This window comes from Bacillus cereus group sp. MYBK139-1 (assembly GCF_051916915.1).
Taxonomy (GTDB): domain Bacteria; phylum Bacillota; class Bacilli; order Bacillales; family Bacillaceae_G; genus Bacillus_A; species Bacillus_A pacificus.
The window spans coordinates 486834-509197 of record NZ_JBQAHO010000002.1; the positions used below are offsets into that span (position 1 = coordinate 486834).

Here is a 22364-nt window from a genome sequence, read left to right on the forward strand (position 1 = left end):
ATATAAAGAAAATACATACAGTTGCCTTTTCTTTATTGGCAAATAAGGGGGAGAACACGATGAATGTATATCGTGGAGTTCATGAGTTAATTGGTCATACACCAATTGTAGAGATTACTCATTTTTCACTTCCAGAAGGGGTCCGTTTATTTGCAAAGCTTGAATTTTATAACCCAGGCGGAAGCGTTAAGGACCGATTAGGAAGAGAATTAATCGAAGATGCGCTAGAAAAAGGGCTTGTTACAGAGGGCGGAACAATTATTGAACCGACTGCTGGAAATACTGGTATTGGACTGGCACTTGCAGCGTTACAACATGATTTACACGTTATCGTTTGTGTACCAGAGAAATTTAGCATTGAAAAACAAGAATTAATGAAAGCACTAGGTGCAACGGTTGTGCATACGCCGACTGAGCAAGGAATGACCGGTGCAATTGCAAAAGCAAAAGAGTTAGTAAATGAAATACCGAATTCATACTCTCCAAGTCAGTTCGCAAATGAGGCAAATCCTCGTGCATATTTTAAAACATTAGGACCTGAACTGTGGGACGCATTGAATGGAGAGATTAACATATTTGTTGCTGGAGCAGGAACTGGCGGTACGTTTATGGGGACTGCATCTTACTTGAAAGAAAAAAATATAGATATTAAAACAGTTATCGTAGAGCCAGAAGGATCTATTTTAAATGGTGGTAAGGCTGGTTCACATGAGACCGAAGGAATTGGACTGGAATTTATCCCGCCATTTTTGAAGACATCTTATTTTGATGAAATTCATACGATTTCTGATCGAAATGCATTTTTACGAGTGAAAGAATTAGCGCAAAAAGAAGGACTTCTCGTTGGGAGCTCTTCAGGAGCAGCATTTCATGCAAGTTTACTTGAAGCAGAGAAAGCGGCGCCAGGTACAAATATTGTAACGATTTTTCCTGATAGTAGTGAGCGCTATTTAAGTAAAGACATATACAAAGGATGGGAATAAAAAATGAGAGCAAAGACAAAGTTAATTCATGGTATTCGCATAGGAGAACCTTCAACTGGATCTGTAAATGTACCGATTTATCAAACGAGTACGTACAAACAAGAAGCAGTTGGTAAACATCAAGGATATGAATATTCACGTACAGGCAACCCAACACGTGCAGCTTTAGAAGAAATGATTGCGGTATTAGAAAACGGCCATGCTGGTTTCGCATTTGGTTCAGGAATGGCGGCTATTACAGCTACGATTATGTTGTTCTCAAAAGGTGACCACGTTATTTTAACAGATGATGTGTATGGTGGAACGTACCGCGTGATTACGAAAGTATTAAACCGCTTCGGTATTGAGCATACATTTGTAGATACAACAAACTTAGAGGAAGTTGAAGAAGCGATTCGTCCAAATACGAAAGCGATTTATGTAGAAACACCAACGAATCCGTTACTAAAAATTACTGATATTAAAAAAATATCTACTCTTGCTAAAGAGAAAGATTTATTAACAATTATTGATAACACATTCATGACGCCATATTGGCAGTCGCCGATTTCTTTAGGAGCAGACATTGTACTTCATAGTGCAACGAAATATTTAGGAGGTCATAGTGACGTAGTTGCAGGTCTAGTAGTTGTAAATAGCCCGCAATTAGCAGAAGATCTTCACTTTGTACAAAACTCAACAGGCGGCATTCTTGGCCCGCAAGATAGTTTCTTACTACTTCGTGGTTTAAAAACATTAGGAATTCGAATGGAAGAGCATGAAACGAATTCACGTGCAATTGCTGAGTTTTTAAATAATCATCCAAAAGTAAATAAAGTATATTATCCAGGCCTTGAGTCACATCAAAACCATGAATTAGCAACAGAACAAGCAAATGGATTTGGTGCTATTATCTCATTTGATGTAGATAGCGAAGAAACATTAAATAAAGTACTTGAGAAATTACAATACTTTACACTGGCTGAAAGTTTAGGAGCAGTAGAAAGTTTAATTTCTATCCCCTCTCAAATGACACATGCATCAATCCCAGCAGATCGTCGCAAAGAATTAGGAATTACAGATACATTAATTCGAATTTCTGTCGGTATTGAAGACGGAGAAGATTTAATTGAAGATTTAGCACAAGCGTTATCGTAGTAAAAATGCACTGCTAGTATAGGCAGTGCATTTTTACTACGTTATTTTGTGAAATATTTCACAAAATAGACATACACAAATGAAATGATTTCATGTATATTGAATTCATGAAGTGTTACTCACGAACAAACTTGTGAAATATTTCACAAACAATGAAGTTCATGTAGGAAAGCAATTCTATTTTTTTTGCGCTAATCGGGACTAATTATGACCGATAGGGCCTTGTTTAGTCCAAGATAGCAGAATAGGAGGAATTTACATGGTAGTCAAAGAGAAGGTTGTAAATGAAATGCAGGAAGTAAAAGAGATGATTGATACGTTAGTGAATAACGGTCGAAAGGCTTTACAAGCATTAGAAAGTTTTACACAAGAGCAAATTGACAACATTGTTCATGAAATGGCATTAGCAGGGGTTGATCAACATATGCCACTTGCGAAGTTGGCTGTTGAAGAAACAGGTCGTGGTGTATACGAAGATAAATGTATTAAAAATATTTTTGCTACTGAATATATTTGGCATAGCATAAAGAAAGATAAAACAGTAGGGATTATTCACGAAGATCCTCATGAAGAAATAATAGAAATTGCGGAGCCCGTCGGTGTAGTAGCTGGGGTAACACCAGTAACGAATCCAACATCGACAACAATGTTTAAAGCATTAATCGCGATAAAAACGAGAAATCCAATTATTTTCGCATTTCATCCTTCCGCACAAAACTGTTCTATTGCAGCTGCGAAAACAGTATACGATGCAGCGGTGAAGGCGGGGGCACCAAAACATTGTATTCAGTGGATTGAAAAACCTTCTGTCGAAGCAACGAAACAATTAATGAACCATGAAGGTGTTGCGCTTGTTTTGGCAACTGGAGGTGCTGGTATGGTGAAATCAGCTTATTCTACTGGAAAACCAGCGCTAGGTGTAGGTCCTGGTAATGTACCATGTTATATAGAGAAATCAGCGCATATAAAACGAGCGGTTAATGATTTAATTTTATCTAAAACATTTGATAATGGTATGATTTGTGCATCAGAACAAGCAATTATTGTAGACAAGGAAATTTATGATGATGTGAAAACAGAAATGATTGCAAATGATTGTTATTTTGTAACCGAGGAAGAGAGAAGTAAATTAGAAAAGCTTGTTATTAATGAAAATACATGTGCAGTAAATAGTGATATTGTAGGGAAATCCGCACAGTATATTGCCGAATTAGTTGGAATTACTGTACCTAAAAATACAAAAATGCTTGTAGCTGAAATACAAGGCATCGGAGCCGCATATCCACTATCTCGTGAGAAGTTAAGTCCAGTATTAGCTTGTGTAAAAGCAAATTCATTAGAAGAAGGATTTACATATTGTGAAGAAATGTTAAACCTCGGTGGTTTAGGACATTCAGCAGTTATCCATTCTGTAAATAAAGAAGTGCAAAAGCAATTTGGATTACGTATGAAAGCTTGCCGCCTTATTGTAAATGCCCCTTCATCACAAGGTGGAATCGGTGACATATATAATGGATTTATTCCATCACTTACGCTTGGCTGCGGTTCTTACGGGAAAAACTCGATTTCTCAAAACGTAACAGCGACGCATTTATTAAATATAAAAAGGTTGGCAAATAGAAAAAAGAATATGCAATGGTTCAAATTACCACCAAAAATTTATTTTGAAAAACATGCGACAGCATATTTAGCAAATATGCCTAACATTTCACGTGCATTTATTGTAACGGATCCAGGAATGGTTGAGCACGGATATGTAGATACGGTCACGCATTATTTACGTAAACATGTAAATGATGTGAAAGTTGAAGTTTTCTTTGAGGTTGAGCCGGATCCATCAGATGAAACTGTGTTTAAAGGTGCAGAAATGATGAGAAGTTTTCAGCCAGATGTAATTATCGCACTTGGTGGTGGTTCAGCGATGGATGCCGCGAAAGGGATGTGGCTTTTCTATGAGCATCCAGAAACAACATTCTATGGAATTAAACAGAAGTTTTTAGATATAAGAAAACGAACATGTAAATATCCGGAATTAGGAAGTAAGGCGCAGTTTGTTGCCATTCCAACAACATCTGGAACAGGATCAGAAGTGACACCATTTGCGGTTATTACAGATAAGAAAAATAATATAAAGTATCCACTCGCGGATTATGAATTAACGCCAGATGTAGCAATTGTTGATCCACAATTTGTAATGACAGTACCACCACATGTAACAGCAGACACTGGCATGGACGTATTAACGCATGCAATCGAGGCGTATGTGTCTGTTTTAGCGAATGACTATACAGATGGATTAGCATTAAAGGCCATTGATCTCGTATTTAAATATTTACCAAGAGCATTTAAAGATGGAAATGATGAAGAAGCACGAGAAAAAATGCACAATGCTTCTGCAATCGCAGGAATGGCATTTGCAAATGCCTTTCTAGGTATTAATCACAGCTTAGCACATAAAATTGGACCAGAATTTCATATTCCACATGGGCGTGCGAATGCAATTCTTATGCCGCACGTAGTTCGCTATAATGCTATTAAGCCAAGAAAACACGCATTGTTCCCAAAATATGAGCACTTTGTAGCCGATGAACGCTATGCACATATTGCGAGAATGCTCGGGCTTCCAGCAAGTTCGACTGCAGAAGGTGTGGAATCACTTGTCAAAGTAATTATTGAGCTCGGAAAAAGTTTAAATATAAATATGAGTATTGCAGGACAAGGAGTTGCTAAAGACCAATTTGAAGAGGTTGTTGGATTATTAGCAGAAAGAGCTTTTGAAGATCAATGTACAACAGCTAATCCAAAATTACCTCTCATTTCAGAGCTGAAAGAAATTTATATGAAAGCATATAAAGGTGAGTAATGGTTATGAAAGAGTCGCCATAAAGCGGCTCTTTTTCTTTTGGAAAACATCTCCCAGAATGGCTGTATTTACTTGTCTTTCAGTTTAATAGAATATGATACAGTGAAATGGAGGAGTGAGAATATAATGAAGGAATTACAAGAAAAGATAGAAGATTATACTCGGTTCGGACAAATTCTTCTCGCTGTAAGTACATTGTTAATGGTTGGCTTATTGATTCCGACTGGAGCAAAAGAAACGATACAATTTTTTGTTATGATGGGGAGCATCGTTATATTTTTAAGTTTATCTTTCTTTTTCTTTCAGCGTGTGAAAGTGATGCGAGACGAGTTAGAGGGAAACGAATGCGAATAATATTGATAAATAGTGCGTTACAAAAAGAAGGAATCTTTTTTGTAACGCTTTTTGTTTTTTTTCTAGAAAATGTATGCGTTTTATATTGACAATGATAATCCTTATCAATTAAAGTAGAATAGTAGTTAATGATTATCATTATCAATTAGAGGTGAAAGAATGAAAAAATCTATTACGCTATTTACAGCGATTTTATCTATTTTTTTCTTATTAATAGGTTGCAGTGCAAAGGGAGACGAAAAAGCAGCGGCAACAAAAACAGAAAAAGGAAAAGAGAAAATAGAAGTTACCGACCTGTCAGGAAGAAAGGTAATATTCGATAAAGTGCCAGAGAGTTTTGCAACATTAAGTATGGGAGACATGAATATTATTCATGCTTTAGGTGGAAAAATAGTGGGTCGTCCGGATGCAAAAATAACTCTTCCAGAGGATATAAAGAAAGTACAAGTAATCGGAAATGCACATCAGCCGAATTTTGAGCAAATTGCTAGCTTAAAGCCCGATGTACTTATTGCTAATAATGGGTTCCAAAAGAATGTTCCAACGGTTGAAGGGCAAGGAACGAAAGTAATGATTTCTTCTGCGAATTCTGTACAAGATATTCTAAAGAATATTGAACTATACGGAACGATAATGAAGAAAGAAGATAAAGCAAAAGAACTTAACCAAAAAATTACGAATCAAATGAAGACATATGAGAAAAAGAGTGATGTGAAAGCATTGCTAGTGTATGGAGCACCTGGTACTTATTTAGCAGCATTACCAACCTCTTTATCAGGTGATATTTTAGAAAAAACAGGTGGGAAAAATATTGCAGCTGATTTTCCAGAAATGAAGGAATATCCGCAATATGCACAGCTAAGTGTAGAACGCATTATTGAGGCGAATCCTGATGTGATTTACTTAATTACACATGGAGATCCAAATAGCGTTAAAAAAGCATTTGAAGGCGAAATGATGAAAAATGAAGCGTGGAAAAATTTAGATGCAGTAAAACAAAATCGCGTAGTTATTTTGCCACCAGACTTATTTGGATCAAATCCTGGAACAAAAGTTACAGAAGCGATGGACTTTATGTATAAAAGTATACAAGATGTAAGGAAATGATAAGTATGGAAAGTAGTGAAGTAGTAAGGGAAAAGGAACATCCTTTTGCGAAAAAAAGATGGATCATAGCAGTTACTTTAGTTGTATTAACGGTTTCATGTCTTTTTTACGGTCTTTTCGCAGGAAGCCTATCCTTTTCTTTACGAGATATTGTAACAGGGATACAAGATGAAGGTTCGACAGTTCATCGAATTGTATGGGATCTTCGTATACCAAGAGTGCTCGTTGGATTTATAGTAGGAACATGTTTAGCTGCATCTGGCGCACTGCTACAAGGGGTGATGAGAAATCCTCTTGCAGACCCTGGTATTATCGGGGTGTCATCTGGAGCAGGTCTTGTCGCAATTGTAATTATGATTTTATTCCCTCAGCATATGGCGTTTTTACCACTCGGTGCGTTTTTAGGAGCTTTCATAACGGCGATGATCATTTATGCTTTATCATGGCAAAAGGGGGCACCACCTTCAAGAATTGTCTTAGTAGGTGTGTCAATTAATGCATTAATAGGTGCAGCGACGTCAGCATTAATGTTATTACATAGTGACAAAGTACAATCTGTGTTACCTTGGTTAGCGGGTGGCATTGGTGGGGTAAGTTGGGCACATTTAAACATGATTATTTATTATGCAATATTCGCTATTATATTGGCCTTCTTCGGTATCAAGCATATTCGAGTATTAATGCTTGGAGATGAAATGGCGAAATTATTAGGTCATAACGTGGAGAGAAGCCGGTTTTATTTAATAGTAGTAAGTACGTTATTAGCTGGAATTGCAGTTAGTGTTTCTGGTCTTATTGGATTTGTCGGTCTTGTCGTACCACATATGTTACGTTTATTAGTTGGAAATGACTATAAATATTTACTGCCATTATCATGCCTTGGCGGAGGAATATTACTTGTTTTCGCGGATGCGATAGCTCGAAGTTGGTTTGATCCAATTGAATTGCCTGTTGGTATTTTATTATCCTTCTTAGGCGGTCCGTTCTTCTTATATTTAATTCATAGAGGAGGAAAACGAAGTGATTTCCGTTAATAAAGTGTTTTACGCACATTCTGAAAGATTTCAAATGCAAAATATGAATGTACATATTAAAGTTGGAGAGGTCGTTAGTTTAATTGGACCGAATGGATCGGGGAAATCTACTTTGCTTCGTTTAATGGCAAGACTACTTAAACAAAGCGAAGGGGATATCGTTTTAGATGGAAAAAGTATTCATACGATGAAAAGTGCCGATGTAGCGAAGCAATTAGCGATGTTACCACAAATGCATGATCATCAATTGGATTTAACAGTGAAAGAATTAATCGAATTTGGAAGAGGACCTCATAAATCATGGAGAGGTCGCTTAAATAAAGAAGATGAAGAAATTGTTGATTGGGCATTGTCTGTTACAAATCTTGAAGGGTATGAATATCGTCTTTTACAATCTTTATCAGGAGGAGAAAGACAACGTGCTTGGATTGCAATGACGCTAGCACAACGTACGAACGTCTTATTATTGGATGAGCCAACAACTTTTTTAGATATCGTTCATCAGTTGGAAGTAATGGAACTTGTGAAACGATTAAACGAGGAATTTGGCATGACAATTATAATGGTTTTACATGATATTAACCAAGCGGCTCAATATAGTGATCGTTTACTCGTATTAAAGCGGGGGAAGCTTCAGTATGACGGTATACCAGAAGAAGTGTTATGTCATGAAATGTTTCAACATGTATTTGGCATAGATGTAGATATTTTTCAAGGAAGCGACAAGCCATTTTTTACACCGAAGCGAATTTCTAAAAAAGGAGGAGCAAGATGCGAACAGAAGAACGTATTACCACTGAGTTAGTAAGGGAATTTGTTATGGCAGCTCACGGAGATTTAGAAAAAGTACAAGAACTGTTAGCTGAATCGCCAAGTTTACTTCATGCCTCGTACAATTGGGGCGGATCAGATTGGGAAAGTGCGTTAGGAGCAGCGGCACATGTAGGTCGTAAAGATATTGCTCTCTATTTACTAGAAAAGGGTGCTCGAATGGATATTTTCGCGGCCGCTATGCTTGGAGAATTAGAAGTTGTACAAGCTATTTTAGTAGCACAACCAGAAGCATTATGTGCATCTGGCCCCCATGGTATTTCTCTTCTTCAACATGCACGAATGGGCGGAGAACAAGCACAGCGTGTATTTGACTACTTAACGGTGCTTTCTTAATGACCGCCAAAGTTCTTATGTGCGGTAAACTTTTCACTTTTATATAATTGGAAAGTTTACCGCCCGTTAGAACGGGATAAGTATCTAGTGTATTTGAAAATCCTACACCCCCCTCAATTGTAGTTTTCTTTATGCTAGTTATGATATGGATGCAGTAGACAATATTTGTCTACTGCCTTTTTTAAATCCTTTCTAGATTGAATATTCTGTATTTCGTCTTTAGTTCCTTTATAATAGATAGTAACATTTAGTATATATCCAAAACATGATCGTGTAGGTAAGTACAAATTCGTGGGAAGGAGTGCAGAAATGTTTCATACAAATCGTTTACAAATTCGCAAATATACAATGGATGATTTACAGTTCTACGCTTCATTATGGGGAAATGAGAAGGTAATGCGCTATATTGGAAATGGGACGTTAAAAACATATATGCAGTGTAAAAAAAGTTTGGAAGAGTGGGTGATTCCTAGCTATAAAAACGGTCTCGGTTTATTTATATTGATTGAAAAGGAAACGGGAATACGAATTGGTCATGCAGGATTAGTAAAGCAGCAAATAGATGGAAAAGAGGAAATTGAAATTGGCTATTGGCTATTACCTCAGTATTGGGGAAAAGGATATGCGAAAGAAGCAGCAGCAGCATTTCGAGATTATGGCTTCCAAGCGTTACGAATGAATAAATTAATTTCTCTTATTAATCCGGACCACCCCGCCTCAATCTTTGTTGCTAGAAAAACGGGGCTTAGTTACGAGAAAACAACTTCATTTCATGGGATGGATGTTCTCGTTTATTCCATTAGGCGCATTGGATGAAAAAAGGTTAATTGCATCTTTTGAAGAATGATATATAAAAATAAAGGGGGGATTACATGTACATTTATCATAATGGACTTATTATTCGTGAGGGAACGAATGGTGTACCTGCATATGCAATTAAAACTTTATTCGAAGATGCCGGTTGGAGCAATGATAATATCCCTTCTTGGCAAATTGAAAAATTCACGATAGCATTTGAAAATTCAACATGGGCATTCACAATTTGGGATGAAGAAGAGATGGTTGCGATGGTTCGAGTCATTTCTGATGGAATCATGGTCGCGAACATAGTAAATTTAGTTGTGAAATGTGAATATAGAGGGAAGGGATTAGGTAAGAAACTTGTTGCTCTTTGTTTGCAAAAATTGCCACATGGTGACTGGTTTGCGCATACTTCTGCGAGTAATTTTGATTTTTATAGAAGTTGTGGTTTTGAGGTGAGAGAGTTATCGAGAAATGGAACATGTGCGTACTATGGATACCAAGCTGCAAAAAGAGATGGGCATCGGTAAAGGAGCGAAAAGTAAGGAAATAGTACAGCTATAAGTATTTTTTGTTCTTTTTATAATAGAAAATGAATTGAGACTCATTTTATGGTAAAATGAAAGAAAATTCTGTTTATTATTAGGGGGATAAAAATGAGTATAAAAGTTGGGGATGTATTTAAATATGAAAGAAGATTTACTGAGGAAGAGGTTTTTGAATTTGCAAATATTACAGGGGATAAAGGCAGGCATCATATGGAATATGATGAAAATGGACGTTTAATGGTTCATGGTTTATTGACTGCTAGTATTGGAACGAAAGTAGGCGAAGAATTACATTACATAGCAAGAGAATTAGTAAGTGAGTTTATTAGACCAGTTTTTACAGGAGATACGATCACTTGTGAATTAACTTTAACAAATATTGAACAAATGGAAGGATACAAAAAGGTTTCAATCGAGTCAGTTTATCGTAATCAACACGAAAAGACTGTACTAGTTGGGACAAGCTATGGAGTTATAAGAGGATAAAAAAGAAGCCTGATTTACAGGCTTCTTTTTTTAATAAACACGTTTTCGATTTTCTGCATGACTAGAGATGAGTAATAATGCAGTTTCTTCTCCTATATTACGAACGATATGAGGAACACATGCATTCCAGGAGAAAGAATCCCCTTCTTCTACAATTGCAACATCTTCTCCATGTTGAACTTCTAGTGTGCCGCGTAATACAAGGTGACATTCTTCCCCTTCATGGGCATTTGGTGTGTTTTCTTTCGGAAACCCAGCAGGAATTTCTACGAGATTTAGGCGAAGGCCACCTTGCTCTGCAACATGTTCGATTCTTTGTTCATCTTTTCCGTATACACTATATTTACGCTCTACCTTTTTGACAACTTTCAATCGATCTTTTTGTTCTAACAATAAATAGGGAAGAGGAACGTTTAAAAAATTGGAGATCGTTTCTAAAGTTGAGATAGATGGTGATGTTTTATTATTTTCAACCTGACTCATAAACCCTTTAGAAAGACCTGTTCCCTCACAAATTTGTGCGATTGTTATGCCTCTACGCTGACGAATTTCACGTATTGCAGAACCAATATTCATAAAATCAAGCTCCTTTTTATAAACAACTATTTGTATCATAGCAAAAAAAATATATATTTTCCCAGTGAAAATGAATTGACGAATAAAAAAAATTAGTGTATGTTTTGTAATGCAAATAAAAGTTTTGTATAAGGAAACTATAAAGGAGAGAAAGAAATGAATCAACATATTGGTAACTTAATTATTCGTATCGTGTTAGGGGTAACGTTCTTTATGCACGGTTTAACAAAATTCCAATCGGGGATTGACAATATTGCAGGGTGGTTCACAAGCATTGGTTTACCAGGAGGACTTGCATACGGTGTAGCAACAGTTGAATTAGTTGGCGGTCTATTATTAATTCTAGGTTTAGGTGTAAGATATATTGGATTATTATTTGCACTAGTTATGGTTGGAGCAATTGTAAAAGTAAAATGGTCAGCTGGTTTATTAGGAGATGGAAAAAATCCTGGCTTCGAATTAGAGCTTGCATTGTTAGCAATGGGTGCGTACTTATTTGTTGCGAAAGCGGATGGTTTTGTAGATAATTTCTTAAAAGAGAAAATGTCAAAGAAGAACTAATTTACATGGGAGGCTAACAAGATGAGTTTTCAACTTCATCCCGATACAACACTTGATGTTGTTCATTTATATGTATCAAATATAAAGAAATCACTAGAGTTTTATACAGAAGTATTAAGTATGAAAGTACTAAAAGAAGATGAAATGGTCGTTACATTTGGGAATGAAAATAACGAACCACTCCTTATCATTGAAGAAAAGAAGGAAGCCTTACCAAAGCAAAGAGGGAGAACGGGTTTATATCATTACGCAATTTTATTACCGAGCAGACAGGATTTAGCGAATATCCTTCGTCATCTTGTAGAAATGGTTTATCCACTGCACGGCGGAGCTGACCATTACTTTAGTGAGGCCCTTTATTTAGCTGATCCAGATGGAAACGGGATTGAAATTTATCATGATCGTCAAAAAGAAGTTTGGCGTGATGAGAATGGAGAGCTACCATTTGTTAGTAACCCGTTAGCTGGTGAAGAATTATTGCAGCAAGGAAGTACATGGAGTGGGTTTCCAGCTGGTACTGTGATGGGACATATTCATTTCCATGTAGCTGATTTGGAAGAAGCGAAACGTTTCTATGTGGATGGTCTTGGTTTTGAAGTAACGATCCCAGCCCGTAATGGGGCGCTCTTTGTATCGGCAGGTGGCTACCATCACCATATCGGTTTAAATACGTGGCAAGGTGAAGGAATACTACCGCAAATGCCAAATTCTGTTGGCTTGAAATATTTCACAATTGTATTAGCAGATGAAAAACAAAAAGAGCAAGTATGTGAAAGCTTAAAAAATATTGGCAAGATTGCTACGTACAAAGATGGAATATTACAAGTAGAGGATCCATTTGGACATTGTATCCATTTCAAAATAAAAGGAGAAGCCTAATAAAGGCTTCTCTTTTTTACTTTCTTATAATGGCTTTTTCATTTTGGACAAATAGTTCATCAAATTGCTTCGCAAGCTCAAAATCGAGTTTCGTTAAACCTTTTGCATTCCAAGATGACAAAGTAATAATGACTGCTTTATACTGGATAAGGATAAATGGGTGGTGATTATGTTCTTCTGATAGTTTGGCGGCTTCAGAGACAAATTCGACTCCTTTTAAGTAGTCGGAAAACATATATTTTCTTTCAATCCATTTTTCATCTTTTACTACCCATTTATCTAACCTCAATAATTCTTCTTGAACTTCCTCTTCAGTTAATCGTAGCATCATTTTTCACATCCTTTACTGGAAGTAGCGTAAGACCATTGTTAATAAGACGTGTCACAGCTTCATCAGTTGTGAAAGTAGAAAGTTGTTGTAATAATGCTGCTGATGTTTCATGCCCTTTGTTATGCTCTAAAAGCAATTCTAATATTTCAAGGCGAAGTAACCATTCTTTCGGATACAATTTATTTAATACCTCTTGAATTGCTACTAATTGCTCGATATGCGCGTCGTGTAAAATACCTTCATTTCGAATGTCACGAACGGTTTGATACATACGTTCAAGTTCATTCAGTACAAGTGGAGCAGGTATTTTTTGAACTTCTTCATCTGTTTGGAAAAATGCTGCAGCATCTGCGGCACCTGGGAATACCGAAGTAATTGTTGAACCAACAGCCATATCAAATGCACCCCATGAAGCATCAAATAAAACACGATCGTTATAAGTAACTGTGCAATTGATAAAGGAAATAAGCGCAATTTTTTTATCGTTTTTTACAATATCTGTTACTGTTCCTTTTACATGAATACCACTTGCAAAAGTAAACTCAGCAACATTTCCAATTGTAATTCCTAATGATTGTAATTGTTCATCTGTACAATTTTCTAATGCAATATTTTCAGTGAGTAATCCAATTGGTGTTCCAAAACCGTCACTGTGTACAGACGTAGAATGATTCGCTAGTTGTTTATTGTGAATTGCTAATGCTGTTGGCGAACTCGTTCGCATGTAAATCAATTCACCTGCATCATTTTCAATCGTCTCGGTAAATGTACCTGTAATTTGTAATCCGCTATTTAATTCAGCAGTTGCATGATTTTCAGAACGAATTGCTTTTTCTAAGCCTTCTTTACCACCTGTTTTAAAGGCCATCGTTTCAGAGAATTTCTCAAGTGCTTCTGTTAATTCTTCAAATGACTCACAAACAAATAGTTGTGGTTGCATTTTTGTTACGTCATAAGTTGTACCTGTGCATGCCTCGATAGAGAATGGAACTTTTTCAACAGCGTCTGTTAAGCAATGTTTACTTTCGCCAACAGAAGAAAGAAGACCAGCACCATATATTTTTGGAGCGTCTATATTTCCGATTAATCCATATTCTACTGTCCACCAGAAAAGACGTGAAATTTGTTCCGCTTCTGATAAACCAGAAACTAAGTTTTGTTTTGCAATTACATTATTTTCAGCAGCTGTAACTTCATCAGGGGTAGAAGTAGGGCTTTCTTTTACAATTGTTAATGTACGAACTGCTTCAAACGCATCATGTTCTTCTTTTGTAGAGAAAGCTTTTGCACCAATTTGCCCAAAGCGTTTCACATATTTTGCATATGTAGGATCAAGTAAAATAGGTGCGTGTCCTGCTGCCTCGTGTACAATATCTGGAGCAGGTGTATACTCGATGTTTTCTACTTTGCGAATATCTGTTGCGATTGGTAATAATCCGTGTCCTTGAAAATCGAAGAAGGCTACGCCAGGAATAAGCCCGTCAATCGTTACAGCACCCCAGCCGCTTGGTGCTAAACATTCATTCATTTCTTCTACCTTTGGAATTGCATCTATATTAATACCAGATGATTGTAATCCGTTCACATAGGCTGGATGAGCAACGTCTTTTAAGAAACTATGATTTTGTCTCATAATGTAACGCCACACAGCGTGATTCACCGGTGTGTATTGATCATAATGCTGTGTGGATACGAATGGTTTTAAATGCGATGGAATTTCTGTTTTCTTTGTCATTTAGACATCCTCCTTTTTTTAATAAAATTAAGTATCGGTTTCGTATAGCTTGTATCACCCCCTTTCAAAATTGTAAGCGCTTATAAGATTTTATCATAAGATTCGGAATTATTTAACATTTGTTTCTGTGAGAAATAGAAAAAGCCCCTATCGGAAAATCCGATAGGGGCGAAAGAATCGCGGTACCACCCTATTTGTAAGTGAAAATATACTTACATCTCAATTAATGATAACGGAAAAACTCCGTCTTTTCCTTCATGCCTATAAGCACTACGAAAAAGAAGCTCCAGAATTGTAATTCATACTTATATATGTGCTAATTTTCACCGACCATTAGCTCTCTGTAACAGGGATATAAGATACTACTGCGATTCTTTCAACGCGTATATGATGAAATTATGTAAAAGGACGGACGCAAAAAAGTCCCTATCGGAAAATCCGATAGGGACGATAAAAATCGCGGTACCACCCTATTTGTAAACAAGTAATTGTTTACCACTCACTTTAAGATAACGGAAAGATCCGTCTTTCTCTTCATGCATAAAAAGCATTACGGGAAAGAAGCTCCAGAATTGTAATTCACGCTTGTATATGTACTGATTTGCACCAACCATCAGTTCTCTGAGACAGGGATATAAGTCGCTACTGGTATTCCTTCAAAGCCGATATATAATTCGTTCAACTAAACTATGTTTTGTATTATAAAACTATATTAAAAAAATTGTCAACAAAAATTTTTTATCCCGCTTTAATGGGCAGTAAGACCCCCACCTCAAAATTCAGCGAAAGCAAAGAAGTTAGGTGGGGGTCGGGCTGCCCATTAAAGTCCGATTGGTGAGGGCTAATAATCAGTGGGGGATGAAGAAAACCCCCACTGATTAAAGTTTCACTTTATTTCACTTCTAAATCAACATTTAAATTAGATGTATTTCCAGCTGCATCAGTTGCTACAATGTGAATTGTATTTTTACCTTCTTGTAATTGAGTACGATCTAAATAAATGTCATAGCTTTTCTCCCAAGGGTTCAGGAATGCCGGTTCCCATACACCATTTCCGTTGATTTCATACTGTAGTCTCACTGGAATTCCAGGTGCTACCCAACCAGATTCTGTCATCCAATCTAGTAGAATATCGTCAACTTTCCCTCTAATTACGAGATTTTCCTGATCAACTTCATGTGTCAATTTCGGTGCGGTACGATCAATAAATACAGCCGCTGTTTGTTTCGTTTCTCCACCTGAATTAGAAGCAACAGCTTCAATTTGATATAAACCATCCGCTAGTGGTGATCCATCTATTTTGGTACCATTCCACTTGAACGGTTTATAACCTGCTGTTTCATTTTTCCCTTGATAAATCATACCTTGGTATGTCACACGTTCTTTTGTAACTAAGTTAGCGTGTAATGTTACATCTTCGACTGGAGCAACTAAATAGTAGTTGATGAGATTATCATCTAATATGTTATCGCCGTTTGGACTAAACGTAGAATTAATAATTTCGAGACCGTCGATACGCTTATAATCTTTAGGGTCAATACTAAATGTAAATGGAATTCGAATTTCTTCTTTTGATCCTTGTTCTTTTACATACACATTCCCAGTATATACACCTTGTGGTAGTGAGCTATCAACAGTAATAGTAAATGGTTTTTCCGTATTACTATTTGGCTGTACGCTAATTGATGAAGGAACAGAAGTTTTTACTTTTGTTTTTGTATTTGCATCTAGTAATTCCACACGAGTTGAAAAACTTTTCTTTTTATTAGAAAGATTTTGTAGCGTAATATTTTGTGTCAGTTTTACTTTGCCACTATTTGGCTTAATCAGACCAAAGCTGACATTGTTAGGTTTTACTAATACATCTGTTTGAGCTGCTTTCGGAATGTTAATTAAGCCAGATCCTTGTGTCATAACAGGATATGTATTTTCATTAACATCTTTTAAAGTTTTTGCCGTATTGGCAAGAGATGCTTTTAATTGTTCTGTTGTCCAATCAGGGTGCATTTGACGCAAGAGGGCAACAGCTCCAGCTACTTGCGGCGCAGCCATACTTGTTCCGTTATGAGATTCATAGCCGCCTCGTGGTACTGTACTAGTAATTTGTACTCCAGGTGCAACGATATCTGGTTTTATAAGCCAACTTCCTTGTGATGGGCCTCTTGAACTAAAGTTACCAATTAATTCAGTCGGAACGGGTTGTCCAATTTTTATATTTTTTTTGCGTTTTGTAATTAAGCTTTTCAACTCTTCACCGTTTACATTTGATAATTGCATAACTGGAATGGATAGATTTTCACGTGCAAAATATTCCGGCATAATATTAATTTCTTTTTCGTTAGAGATTAATAACACACCAAGTGCACCAGCTTGCTTCGCTTGTTCAGCTTTTACTAACGTACTAGAAGTACCTTGTAAAACAAGTGCAAATTTTCCTTTTACATCTTGTTTAGCATAATCGCTTGGATTACCATAGCCAACATATACAAGTGGAGAATCATTTCCTATTGGGAAATCAGATTTTGATAACGGTAACCCCTGATACGTTTTACTGGAACCAGCTACTTGGAATGTTGGAAACGGGATAGAAACTGTAGATGCGCCAACTGATATAACACTGCTTGCATTACCAGGTGCATCAACAGACCAAGGTTTTGGGCCATCATTTCCATTGGAAACAACTGCAGTAACCCCAAGTTTTGCTGCACGTTCTAACGTTAAAGTTACAGGCTGATCAGGTACATTTAAATCTTGTCCAAGAGACAGATTTAACACATCAGCACCATCTTGAATTGCTCGTTCAATACCTTGAATAATATCGTCTGTTGTACCAGTTCCACCGTCATTCATGACACGATAGGCTAAAATAGAAGCATTTGGAGCAACGCCTTTAATTTTTCCGTTACCAGCAATAATTCCTGCTACATGAGTACCATGTACGTTACCATCCATAGGATCATTATCTTCATCGACTGTGTCATATCCACCAATATAATTTGCTTTTAAGTCAGGATGTGTATAGTCTACACCAGAATCGATAATCGCTACTTTCATCCCTTTTCCATCAAGAGGTTTGCCAGATGGGTCTTTTAAATTCCACGCTTCAGTTGCACCAATTGTCGGTCCGCCGATGTTTGGTGCTTCTTCATTAGTAGTACTTTTTGATGTTTCATGTAGTTTATATGTTAAGTTCGGATAGACTGCTTTTACTTCTGGTAAAGAAGCAAGAGCAGTAATTTGATCTCCAGGAACTGAAATAGAAAATCCGGAAAATAACGTATTATACACTTCTTTAATTTTTGCACCGGGTGCTTTTTCTTTTATTTTCTTAGTCGTATCTTCTTGTGCTTTTTTAAGCTCGGCATGATAAGACTGTGCATGATTACTTTGTAAATCTGGAGCATGCTGAATATTACCTTGTGCTGCGAGAGGTGCATGTTGCAATTCTACAATGACTGAAATTTCTTTTGCAGTTTTTGTTTCAACAATTTGAGCAATTTTATTTTCTCCCCACTGTTCAATCGTTGTTTTTAGTTGTGGACTAAATTGCTTCTCCTTTTGCAGTGATTCAGCATGTGCGCTTAAAGCTCCAAAACTGGAAAAGACGAGCGCCATACTTAATAGTGTAGATGTAGTTTTTTTCATTGAAACTCCCCCTAATAAAAAAGTGCTAATATTCCGAAAAGTTATCTTACAAATTCATCTCGAATTACATAACCGAATGTTAGCTAAACTATATTTTCGACACAATTCATACCAATCCTCTATGAATTTAAAATTTCTTGGGAAATTTTTTCTGATTATGTCGAATGGGTATTTTTCACATATTGTAGGTGGACATTGAGGAATGCTATGAGGGAAATGGAGGGGTGTTATGAAACGGTTCATAGTAAGCGTTGGTACAATGTTAGTCGTATTTTTATGTTCAACCATTAATAGTAGCGCAGAAAATAATGAAGCGAAAATTGCTTTTATTCGTCATCATGACCTCTGGGTTAAAGTTGATGGAAAAGAAAAACAACTTACAAAAGGAGAGTATATAACAGGGCCAAAGTGGTCTCATGATGGAGAGTGGCTGGCATATGTAAAAGGAAAGAAACAAGATAGTCTTGAGTTATATCGGCTGAAAGATGGAAAGAAAGTTACGCCGTTTCACTCAGAAGCATCGAATTATCAATGGTCACCAACAGAAAATATAATTGCATTTATATTTACAGGTGCATTACATACATTTGATGTAGAAAAAAAGAATACAGATTTTGAAAATGTATCGGCAGGTGTAGGAGATTATGCATGGTATCCTGATGGAAAGAAGTTTTTTGTATCCTCTGAAGCACACTTACTTCCAACAGGATGGACAGGAGCACAGCTATATGAAGTGCAAAAAGATGCCCATATGAACCCTCATAAAATGAAACATTTGTATGCATTGCCAAATGAACATGATGATTTCCTAGCGCTAGTTGCAAGTGGCTTTAAGTGGTCACCAGATCAAAAGTGGATTTCATTTTTAGCGGTACCGACAGCTTCATGGTCAGCTGATAGTAATACGCTTTGCCTAGTTCGTGCAGATGGCAGTCGGTTTGAAAAAGTAGATCAAATGTTATTAAACGCACAATGGTTTCAATGGGCACCATCAAAAAATATATTAGCTTATATTGAAGGGAGCGGAAGAGTTGCGTTAGAGAATAAACATTTAAAAGTAAAAGAACTGCCAGCACTTCAGCAGAACACATTTACGCCGCAAGGATATGTTGATTGGGATTTTGCATGGAAGAACGATAACGTAATTATCGTCTCTCGAGCAAAAGAGGGAGGATTTGAAACATTGCCAGAAAAAAGGCCACTACCATCTTTATATGAGGTTGATAGTACAAGCAATGTACAGCAACGAATCACAAAGCCACCTCATAAGCAGGGTGATTATCATCCAATCTTTATGAAGAAGAGCAATCAATTAATATGGATACGTTCAGACCGTAAGAAAGCAGATGTATGGCTTGCTCATAGAGATGGAAAGCATGAAATGAAGTGGATTGAAAATATAGATGTACCAGAGTGGTATTATGAGAAATGGAATTGGGGAAATGTTATCTCGGTAAAAGAAGAATAAAAAATGTGCCTAAAAGATAATTTTAGGCACATTTTTTTATTGGTTATTTATGCGTTTTATTTGGTTTCTTTTTCGCTGGGTTTCCGTTCCCCTGACGTTTTCTATTTTGTTCATCTTTTGCTTGTTTTTCATGCAGTGTATCTAAAAAATCATTCGAGTTACTCATTTTTCTATCGCTCCTTTCATTTCGTCCTAATTACTATAACCATTTAGGAGGATAATCATGAGATGAAAGTTAAGCACTTAGTTTTCTTCGATAGTATACGTAAAATATGCCATACGTAATAAATAGCATAAATAAAATTTGTAACTCTACATTTTCTTTTAAAATAGTTGCGATAGAAGATGGTAAGTAAGGGGATGTATCGCTCGTTCCTACACCTAACCATTTGTTTAAGAGGTTAATGGTACAAAACATAAAAACACCGGACCAGCTTGCAATAATTGCTTTCTGTTTAATTTTTGTTTCCCGTTCATCATCTGTAATCCAAGGATTAGCAGTTTTATCACTGCTAAAAAATCCGTTTATATATCCCCATATAATCATGCCAATTAAGGTGGTTATCCATTTCATATGTATGAATCCCCTCTCCTTTGTAAAAAGTATTTTACACATACAATTGTAAGGTTTTCCAATTTATTGTGTCGAATCTTTTTTACATAATAGCTTTTCATATAGCAGGAATAATGGGTGAGATAGGGAAGAAATTATGTTGAAGGATTTTATGGAGAGAGGAGGGTGGGTATGAAACTCGTCTTTGTTCGGCACGGGGAAGGAGAACATACAAAGGATTTGCCGTCAAGTTTAAAAGTGCTGGATCCGCCATTAACGGATAAGGGAAGGAATCAGGCTAAATTACTTCAATGCGATGTACCATTGCAAGAAACGGATATATTAATCGCTAGCCCTACACTTAGAACTTTGCAAACGGCGGCGATATGGAGTGAGAAGGTAGCTTGTCAAAAAATCGTCCATCCATATGTATCCCCGCGTATTTTTCCTTATCGAGAAGGAGCGAAAACATTACCATGTGATCACATAGTAGATCAGGGGATAATAAAAAATTTATTTCCACATTTTTCGATAGAGAAAAACACAAATCAGCAGCTATGGAAGGAAGGTATAAATACTATTTCAGAACATAGCTTTCAGCAAATAGTAGATGGATTCCTGTTTTTATGTTATGAGCTAGGTGCGGAAAGAGTTTGCATTGTATCTCACGACGGGACAATTACAGCATATAGGCAATATTTACAGAAGGTCGTTTTAACTAGATTTGATTTTTTGCAAGAAACGGGTATATATGAAATGGATGTATCCCTTAAAAGTTTGATTGAGGAGATCTAATGGTAGGATGGAGGGTGTATGTTGAATGTTGCACTAGTAGTTGGCTTTAATTCGGATTTAGAGGCGCAATCAATCCGGGCATCACTTGAATATTTTGGGGCGAAAGTTATAACGTACTGGATTGGTAGACCGAAAGAGTTCATCGATATTCTTTCTGGAAAGGGTTTATATAATGATATCGATTATGTTGTCTTTTGCTTTCATGGTGAGGAAGGAAAGTTTGTCATGGAAGAGTTAGGTGAAGATATATATGAACAAGATGAACCGAGAGGATACTTTGGTGCAGAAGAAATTTATAAATATGCAAAATTGCATAATACACATATTGTAAATAGCGGGTGCACGTTAGGGGATCAAAATTTAGCAAAATCTTTTTTACATAGTGGTGCGAAATCATATATTGGATCGATTGATTATGTAGATGGAAATGCAGCACTTATGTTTACTATACGCTTATTTTATGGGGTTATTAACCATGGGAAAACGTTAGAAGAAGCGTTTCAAGAAGCGAGTTTAATTGATGAGGAGACACATACATTTCGATTCTATAAGTAGTGTGAAACACGTTTATTCTATATTCGAATAAACGTGTTTCACATTTAACTCACATTTTTTTTGCAATTTTTTCAATGAAAATGATTATCACCTGTGGTATGATATGTTCAAGTTTTTACAGGTAATAAAAGTTACTATATAAACGTTAGTTTTTAATGTTTTATACACATGTCACGGATTATTCATAATTAACGTTTGAAAAATAAGTAACTAATGTTATTATATTATCTGTAACTAACTTAATTACAACTTTAGGAGGAAGATATGGTTATTCAATTTTTAAGAGAAAACAAAGCAGTTTCTTTTGTATTAGCAGTAATTCGAGTATATCTTGGTTACACATGGTTAATGGCTGGAATCGGTAAACTACAAGGAAAAGGATTCGATGCAACTGGTTATTTACAAGGTGCAATTGAAAAATCTAAAGGTGCACAACCGGCTGTTCAATCTTGGTGGGCATCATTTTTACAAGATTTCGCAATTCCAAACGTTGATCTATTTAATACACTTGTAACATGGGGAGAAATTTTAGTCGGGATTGGTTTAATTGTAGGCTGTTTAACAAAAACAGCGGTCTTTTTTGGTCTTGTAATGAACTTTTCCTATATGTTTAGTGGGTCAATTGGTGTGAACCCTGAAATGGTTATCTTATCTATGTTTGTTCTTGTGTCCGGTATGAACGCTGGGAAATTTGGAATGGATGGCTTCGTTATCCCGAAAGTATTAGGATCAAAAACTCAAAAACGCCAAAAGCAAGCTGCTTAATATATGAAAACGGGTATCTCA

At 36.4% G+C, this 22364-nt stretch carries 23 protein-coding genes and 2 other annotated features; of the genes, 17 read left to right on the forward strand and 6 right to left on the reverse strand.

Features of this window, described 5'->3' with window-relative positions; genetic code table 11:
• Nucleotides 1–59: 59 nt before the first annotated feature.
• From ACTFRS_RS13625 to ACTFRS_RS13675, 11 genes are all read left to right on the forward strand, one after another.
• Nucleotides 60–983, forward strand: a complete 924-nt coding sequence (locus tag ACTFRS_RS13625) for an O-acetylserine dependent cystathionine beta-synthase (RefSeq protein ID WP_139866572.1) — start codon at nucleotides 60–62, stop codon at nucleotides 981–983.
• A gap of 3 nt (nucleotides 984–986) precedes the next feature.
• Nucleotides 987–2120 (forward strand): bifunctional cystathionine gamma-lyase/homocysteine desulfhydrase, encoded by a 1134-nt coding sequence (locus ACTFRS_RS13630; protein ID WP_139866574.1) that lies wholly within the window; start codon nucleotides 987–989, stop codon nucleotides 2118–2120.
• 259 nt (nucleotides 2121–2379) lie between these two features.
• Entirely contained in the window at nucleotides 2380–4983 is a 2604-nt protein-coding gene (adhE, locus tag ACTFRS_RS13635; RefSeq protein ID WP_440024827.1) for a bifunctional acetaldehyde-CoA/alcohol dehydrogenase, read from the forward strand.
• A gap of 126 nt (nucleotides 4984–5109) precedes the next feature.
• The gene (locus tag ACTFRS_RS13640; protein ID WP_000661449.1) at nucleotides 5110–5337 is read left to right on the forward strand and encodes a YrhC family protein; all 228 of its coding nucleotides are present in this window, start codon (nucleotides 5110–5112) and stop codon (nucleotides 5335–5337) included.
• Between the two features lie 159 nt (nucleotides 5338–5496).
• A complete protein-coding gene (locus ACTFRS_RS13645; RefSeq protein ID WP_139866577.1) occupies nucleotides 5497–6444 on the forward strand; it encodes a helical backbone metal receptor in 948 nt (315 codons plus the stop codon).
• Between the two features lie 5 nt (nucleotides 6445–6449).
• Nucleotides 6450–7478 carry a FecCD family ABC transporter permease gene (locus ACTFRS_RS13650; protein ID WP_139866579.1) on the forward strand — a complete coding sequence of 343 codons (1029 nt, stop codon included), beginning with the start codon at nucleotides 6450–6452 and terminating at the stop codon, nucleotides 7476–7478.
• The gene (locus tag ACTFRS_RS13655) at nucleotides 7465–8283 is read left to right on the forward strand and encodes an ABC transporter ATP-binding protein (RefSeq protein ID WP_440024825.1); all 819 of its coding nucleotides are present in this window, start codon (nucleotides 7465–7467) and stop codon (nucleotides 8281–8283) included. The genes ACTFRS_RS13650 and ACTFRS_RS13655 overlap by 14 nt, the downstream gene beginning before the upstream one ends.
• Nucleotides 8250–8645 carry an ankyrin repeat domain-containing protein gene (locus ACTFRS_RS13660; protein WP_139866582.1) on the forward strand — a complete coding sequence of 132 codons (396 nt, stop codon included), beginning with the start codon at nucleotides 8250–8252 and terminating at the stop codon, nucleotides 8643–8645. The genes ACTFRS_RS13655 and ACTFRS_RS13660 overlap by 34 nt, the downstream gene beginning before the upstream one ends.
• 309 nt (nucleotides 8646–8954) lie before the next feature.
• Entirely contained in the window at nucleotides 8955–9461 is a 507-nt protein-coding gene (locus tag ACTFRS_RS13665) for a GNAT family N-acetyltransferase (protein ID WP_277933166.1), read from the forward strand.
• A gap of 56 nt (nucleotides 9462–9517) precedes the next feature.
• Nucleotides 9518–9976, forward strand: a complete 459-nt coding sequence (locus tag ACTFRS_RS13670; protein ID WP_242294814.1) for a GNAT family N-acetyltransferase — start codon at nucleotides 9518–9520, stop codon at nucleotides 9974–9976.
• 126 nt (nucleotides 9977–10102) lie between these two features.
• A complete protein-coding gene (locus ACTFRS_RS13675) occupies nucleotides 10103–10480 on the forward strand; it encodes a MaoC/PaaZ C-terminal domain-containing protein (RefSeq protein ID WP_000025009.1) in 378 nt (125 codons plus the stop codon).
• Nucleotides 10481–10510: 30 nt separating this feature from the next.
• Here ACTFRS_RS13675 and ACTFRS_RS13680 read toward each other — a convergent pair whose 3' ends face one another.
• Nucleotides 10511–11056: a helix-turn-helix domain-containing protein gene (locus tag ACTFRS_RS13680; RefSeq protein WP_014893504.1), complete on the reverse strand. Its 546-nt coding sequence runs from the start codon at nucleotides 11054–11056 to the stop codon at nucleotides 10511–10513.
• A gap of 156 nt (nucleotides 11057–11212) precedes the next feature.
• Here ACTFRS_RS13680 and ACTFRS_RS13685 point away from each other — a divergent pair, with 156 nt between their 5' ends.
• Nucleotides 11213–11617, forward strand: a complete 405-nt coding sequence (locus ACTFRS_RS13685; RefSeq protein ID WP_001071557.1) for a DoxX family protein — start codon at nucleotides 11213–11215, stop codon at nucleotides 11615–11617.
• Between the two features lie 21 nt (nucleotides 11618–11638).
• Nucleotides 11639–12496 carry a VOC family protein gene (locus tag ACTFRS_RS13690; RefSeq protein ID WP_074601514.1) on the forward strand — a complete coding sequence of 286 codons (858 nt, stop codon included), beginning with the start codon at nucleotides 11639–11641 and terminating at the stop codon, nucleotides 12494–12496.
• Nucleotides 12497–12512: 16 nt separating this feature from the next.
• Here the strand turns inward: ACTFRS_RS13690 and ACTFRS_RS13695 are convergent, their stop codons facing one another.
• The 3 genes from ACTFRS_RS13695 to ACTFRS_RS13705 form a co-directional block, all read right to left on the reverse strand.
• A complete protein-coding gene (locus ACTFRS_RS13695) occupies nucleotides 12513–12827 on the reverse strand; it encodes a 4a-hydroxytetrahydrobiopterin dehydratase (RefSeq protein WP_000979545.1) in 315 nt (104 codons plus the stop codon).
• Nucleotides 12808–14562 carry an aromatic amino acid hydroxylase gene (locus ACTFRS_RS13700; RefSeq protein ID WP_439195075.1) on the reverse strand — a complete coding sequence of 585 codons (1755 nt, stop codon included), beginning with the start codon at nucleotides 14560–14562 and terminating at the stop codon, nucleotides 12808–12810. The genes ACTFRS_RS13695 and ACTFRS_RS13700 overlap by 20 nt, the downstream gene beginning before the upstream one ends.
• A 161-nt stretch (nucleotides 14563–14723) precedes the next feature.
• Nucleotides 14724–14951, reverse strand: a binding site (T-box leader).
• A 51-nt stretch (nucleotides 14952–15002) separates the two neighbouring features.
• Nucleotides 15003–15231 (reverse strand) — a binding site (T-box leader).
• A 222-nt stretch (nucleotides 15232–15453) separates the two neighbouring features.
• Nucleotides 15454–18207 carry a S8 family serine peptidase gene (locus ACTFRS_RS13705; RefSeq protein WP_440024823.1) on the reverse strand — a complete coding sequence of 918 codons (2754 nt, stop codon included), beginning with the start codon at nucleotides 18205–18207 and terminating at the stop codon, nucleotides 15454–15456.
• A gap of 229 nt (nucleotides 18208–18436) precedes the next feature.
• On the opposite strand from ACTFRS_RS13705, the gene ACTFRS_RS13710 reads away from it, so the two are divergent.
• Nucleotides 18437–19675 carry a TolB family protein gene (locus tag ACTFRS_RS13710; RefSeq protein ID WP_440024821.1) on the forward strand — a complete coding sequence of 413 codons (1239 nt, stop codon included), beginning with the start codon at nucleotides 18437–18439 and terminating at the stop codon, nucleotides 19673–19675.
• Nucleotides 19676–19718: 43 nt separating this feature from the next.
• On the opposite strand, the gene ACTFRS_RS13715 is transcribed toward ACTFRS_RS13710, so the two are convergent.
• Together ACTFRS_RS13715 and ACTFRS_RS13720 are read right to left on the reverse strand one after the other, a co-directional pair.
• Nucleotides 19719–19841: a DUF4023 domain-containing protein gene (locus tag ACTFRS_RS13715; RefSeq protein ID WP_000071861.1), complete on the reverse strand. Its 123-nt coding sequence runs from the start codon at nucleotides 19839–19841 to the stop codon at nucleotides 19719–19721.
• Between the two features lie 69 nt (nucleotides 19842–19910).
• Nucleotides 19911–20249, reverse strand: a complete 339-nt coding sequence (locus tag ACTFRS_RS13720; RefSeq protein ID WP_139866596.1) for a phosphoglycerate mutase — start codon at nucleotides 20247–20249, stop codon at nucleotides 19911–19913.
• Between the two features lie 171 nt (nucleotides 20250–20420).
• Between ACTFRS_RS13720 and ACTFRS_RS13725 the strand changes: the two genes are divergently transcribed.
• The 3 genes from ACTFRS_RS13725 to ACTFRS_RS13735 all read left to right on the forward strand — a co-directional run bounded on the left by ACTFRS_RS13725 (nucleotide 20421) and on the right by ACTFRS_RS13735 (nucleotide 22343).
• A complete protein-coding gene (locus ACTFRS_RS13725; RefSeq protein ID WP_440024819.1) occupies nucleotides 20421–21023 on the forward strand; it encodes a histidine phosphatase family protein in 603 nt (200 codons plus the stop codon).
• A gap of 18 nt (nucleotides 21024–21041) precedes the next feature.
• Entirely contained in the window at nucleotides 21042–21578 is a 537-nt protein-coding gene (locus ACTFRS_RS13730; RefSeq protein ID WP_139866600.1) for a delta-aminolevulinic acid dehydratase, read from the forward strand.
• Nucleotides 21579–21842: 264 nt separating this feature from the next.
• A complete protein-coding gene (locus tag ACTFRS_RS13735; protein ID WP_000236601.1) occupies nucleotides 21843–22343 on the forward strand; it encodes a DoxX family protein in 501 nt (166 codons plus the stop codon).
• Nucleotides 22344–22364 lie beyond the last annotated feature (21 nt).

What these genes read in the sequence shown, in the direction of transcription:
- ACTFRS_RS13685 (WP_001071557.1), top strand. Translation starts at nt 11,213, where the DNA reads ATGAATCAACATATTGGTAACTTAATTATTCGTATCGTGTTAGGGGTA.
- ACTFRS_RS13625 (WP_139866572.1), top strand. Translation starts at nt 60, where the DNA reads ATGAATGTATATCGTGGAGTTCATGAGTTAATTGGTCATACACCAATT.
- ACTFRS_RS13640 (WP_000661449.1), top strand. Translation starts at nt 5,110, where the DNA reads ATGAAGGAATTACAAGAAAAGATAGAAGATTATACTCGGTTCGGACAA.
- ACTFRS_RS13695 (WP_000979545.1), bottom strand. Translation starts at nt 12,827, where the DNA reads ATGATGCTACGATTAACTGAAGAGGAAGTTCAAGAAGAATTATTGAGG.
- ACTFRS_RS13725 (WP_440024819.1), top strand. Translation starts at nt 20,421, where the DNA reads ATGAAACTCGTCTTTGTTCGGCACGGGGAAGGAGAACATACAAAGGAT.
- ACTFRS_RS13730 (WP_139866600.1), top strand. Translation starts at nt 21,042, where the DNA reads ATGTTGAATGTTGCACTAGTAGTTGGCTTTAATTCGGATTTAGAGGCG.
- ACTFRS_RS13645 (WP_139866577.1), top strand. Translation starts at nt 5,497, where the DNA reads ATGAAAAAATCTATTACGCTATTTACAGCGATTTTATCTATTTTTTTC.
- ACTFRS_RS13735 (WP_000236601.1), top strand. Translation starts at nt 21,843, where the DNA reads ATGGTTATTCAATTTTTAAGAGAAAACAAAGCAGTTTCTTTTGTATTA.
- ACTFRS_RS13665 (WP_277933166.1), top strand. Translation starts at nt 8,955, where the DNA reads ATGTTTCATACAAATCGTTTACAAATTCGCAAATATACAATGGATGAT.
- ACTFRS_RS13630 (WP_139866574.1), top strand. Translation starts at nt 987, where the DNA reads ATGAGAGCAAAGACAAAGTTAATTCATGGTATTCGCATAGGAGAACCT.
- ACTFRS_RS13720 (WP_139866596.1), bottom strand. Translation starts at nt 20,249, where the DNA reads ATGAAATGGATAACCACCTTAATTGGCATGATTATATGGGGATATATA.
- adhE (WP_440024827.1), top strand. Translation starts at nt 2,380, where the DNA reads ATGGTAGTCAAAGAGAAGGTTGTAAATGAAATGCAGGAAGTAAAAGAG.
- ACTFRS_RS13650 (WP_139866579.1), top strand. Translation starts at nt 6,450, where the DNA reads ATGGAAAGTAGTGAAGTAGTAAGGGAAAAGGAACATCCTTTTGCGAAA.
- ACTFRS_RS13705 (WP_440024823.1), bottom strand. Translation starts at nt 18,207, where the DNA reads ATGAAAAAAACTACATCTACACTATTAAGTATGGCGCTCGTCTTTTCC.
- ACTFRS_RS13675 (WP_000025009.1), top strand. Translation starts at nt 10,103, where the DNA reads ATGAGTATAAAAGTTGGGGATGTATTTAAATATGAAAGAAGATTTACT.
- ACTFRS_RS13710 (WP_440024821.1), top strand. Translation starts at nt 18,437, where the DNA reads ATGAAACGGTTCATAGTAAGCGTTGGTACAATGTTAGTCGTATTTTTA.
- ACTFRS_RS13680 (WP_014893504.1), bottom strand. Translation starts at nt 11,056, where the DNA reads ATGAATATTGGTTCTGCAATACGTGAAATTCGTCAGCGTAGAGGCATA.
- ACTFRS_RS13700 (WP_439195075.1), bottom strand. Translation starts at nt 14,562, where the DNA reads ATGACAAAGAAAACAGAAATTCCATCGCATTTAAAACCATTCGTATCC.
- ACTFRS_RS13660 (WP_139866582.1), top strand. Translation starts at nt 8,250, where the DNA reads ATGCGAACAGAAGAACGTATTACCACTGAGTTAGTAAGGGAATTTGTT.
- ACTFRS_RS13690 (WP_074601514.1), top strand. Translation starts at nt 11,639, where the DNA reads ATGAGTTTTCAACTTCATCCCGATACAACACTTGATGTTGTTCATTTA.
- ACTFRS_RS13670 (WP_242294814.1), top strand. Translation starts at nt 9,518, where the DNA reads ATGTACATTTATCATAATGGACTTATTATTCGTGAGGGAACGAATGGT.
- ACTFRS_RS13715 (WP_000071861.1), bottom strand. Translation starts at nt 19,841, where the DNA reads ATGAGTAACTCGAATGATTTTTTAGATACACTGCATGAAAAACAAGCA.